The sequence below is a fragment of the Pseudomonas monteilii NBRC 103158 = DSM 14164 genome (genome assembly GCF_000730605.1).
Lineage (GTDB): Bacteria > Pseudomonadota > Gammaproteobacteria > Pseudomonadales > Pseudomonadaceae > Aquipseudomonas > Aquipseudomonas monteilii.
Window position 1 is genome coordinate 1 of sequence record NZ_BBIS01000105.1, and the last position, 2,320, is coordinate 2,320.

Genomic DNA, 2,320 nt, shown 5'->3' on the forward strand with positions numbered 1-2,320 from the left:
CTCAGTAGCCCGTGTCGGGCTGAACATTTGATATGTATCCAAGGAGTCACTGACCATGAATAAACATGTTTCCCCTAAAGCATTAAGCCTTGAAGACTATTTGAAAGAAATGGAAAAACAGCGCTGGACATTCGGGTGGGGTGCCATCCTGGTTTTCGATCGGCAAAAAACCAATGTCCTGCTTATGCAGGAGTACATTGACCGGCTTGGTACCGATCAGCAGTTCCCCGTGTTCGAAGATTCCGAAGAAGATGTTGGCGAAGGCGTCAAGCATGTGCTGATGGGTTTGACGCTGGATAGGCCCCGGCTGTCTTTCGAGAACGCCTCTATCCAACACGGCAGGGTCGCCGCGACCATGCGCATGGTAGGTGGTAAACAATTGCAACTCAAGGAGTCCGTCCTCGCGGGTGAGACGCATAAGGTAGTCACACGGTTGTCCACCTTGAATGCGATTGTAGGCCCCTCATTGATCTTCACGGCAGATCTGGCAACGTCACAGAGCAGTATCGGTGATGAAGGGGCTGTGGTGTTGAAACTTATACAACTGAATGAGAATGGCGAATTTATCTACCAGTACAAGTTTACCGGTGTGGAAACAGAGTTCGAGCGTATTAGGCTAGGTACCCACCTTGCTGAATTAATGAAAACATGGGGCGACGAACTGACCACGCTGCCACTCAGCGAGTTGAGGGAGAGCGAAGACTCGGTGCTGGAACCAGCGCGTTTTGGCATACGTACTCATGCAGAGCATAATTCCGCAAAACGTGGTGATCCAGCCTTTGGCGAAGGGGCTGTGGTACTGTTCATTGCTATGAAAGGCGATAAGAATGGTTCATACCCGCATGAAGATAAAGATATGCTGTATATGTTGCCTTCGTCGGCGGAAAAGTTTACCAGTAACCTGATCCTGGCTCAGGATCTCATTTACAATAAAGTGATATTCCCTGAGATCAATAAGGTGCCCTGGGTAGCGGATGCAAAATTTGAGGATCGCGAGATTCCAGGGTCACGTCATCGTGAGCTCGTCGCAACGGCGGGAGGGTGGTGGGCGCGCATTAACCATGAGGTACCATTGTTTAGATGTTTGACGCCTGCCTTCGGGTTCAATTATGCTGATGAGCCGGCAATGCGCTTTCGTGTAGAGCGCAATGGTGTCGTGTTTAAACTTAATCCGGATCCTGTGTTTGTCGATGGCGTAGTAGGTCACCGTGAACATACAGCTAATCCGTGGCCGGATCGTAAGTTCACGCTCAAAACGACTGTAGATGTTGAAGTTGTTTTCAGTTTCAAGGTTAAGGTTGAAGGTGAAAATTCTGTTATTGATTTTTCGGTTCAGAGTCAGCGTTCGAATACTGCCATAGAGCTGGTTTACGCCGACCCCAAAGTGACCCCTAATCAAATCCAATTCATCTACGACTACCTGAAATTCTACAGGCAAGGCTTGCAGGCTTATGCCACCTCGCTTGCGGCGTCGCTGGTGGATATCGGTGCGACCCTGGATGCATTTCGCCTGAACAACTTACTGTTCAAGGGCGGCAATGTGGTGACGCCCGTTAACTTGAACATGCCGACCGATTTGACCGTTCTTGGCCACTTGTCACCGCAACGTACCGATCTGGTTATTGAGCCGAGCGAGGTTGTAGTTGCCGGCGGTGGCAGCCTGACGTTCAAGGCATCAGGCGCAAGCGACATCAAGTGGTCAGTGGACAATGTTGATGGCGAAGAGGGCGAGAAAGGGGATATTGACCTTTCAGGTAAATACACGGCGCCTAGCGCCGATTCGCTGCGCGCATCGGGCTTCCGTCGGGTCATCGTCACTGCCACGGCCGGCGACAAGGTCAGCAAAGCAATGCTCAGCCTGGTTGAAAGTTCTGTATCAGTCTATCCCTCTGTGGTGGTCGTCTCGCTGGGTTGCAAGTACTCCTTGGTAGCCGGTGAAGTGGACAAGAAGGCCCTGACCTGGACCCTCAAGGACCAGAATCTGGGAGCAATTGAGGAAGACCCGGATAAAGACCCGACAATGCAGGACGGGCGCAAGTTTGTAGCAGCTAAAACGCTGCCAGCGCCTGGCGCAGGGGAACCTCTTAACTTCATTTCGTCTCGGCTCGCCGAGGTGGAAGTTTCAAGCGCAGATAATAGTAAGCGCACTATCGATGTGTTGGTTGTGGTGGACCAGAGCGGGAGCTATTGGCTGGAGGCGGAAGTTTCGGGTACTGGCGTACAACTCACATTCTACCGGACTACAAGAAGCGTCCCCAAAGAAAAAGTGCCGGCTGCGGCCACGCATTGGCATAAATACAAAGGCGATGGAACGTTTGAG

Annotated in this window: 1 protein-coding gene; it reads left to right on the forward strand. The window is 51.5% G+C overall.

Going from position 1 to position 2,320, the window contains the following annotated elements:
- Positions 1-55: 55 nt before the first annotated feature.
- On the forward strand, positions 56-2,320 hold a 2,265-nt coding region (locus tag PM2_RS29315), incomplete at its 3' end, for a hypothetical protein (protein ID WP_042132644.1).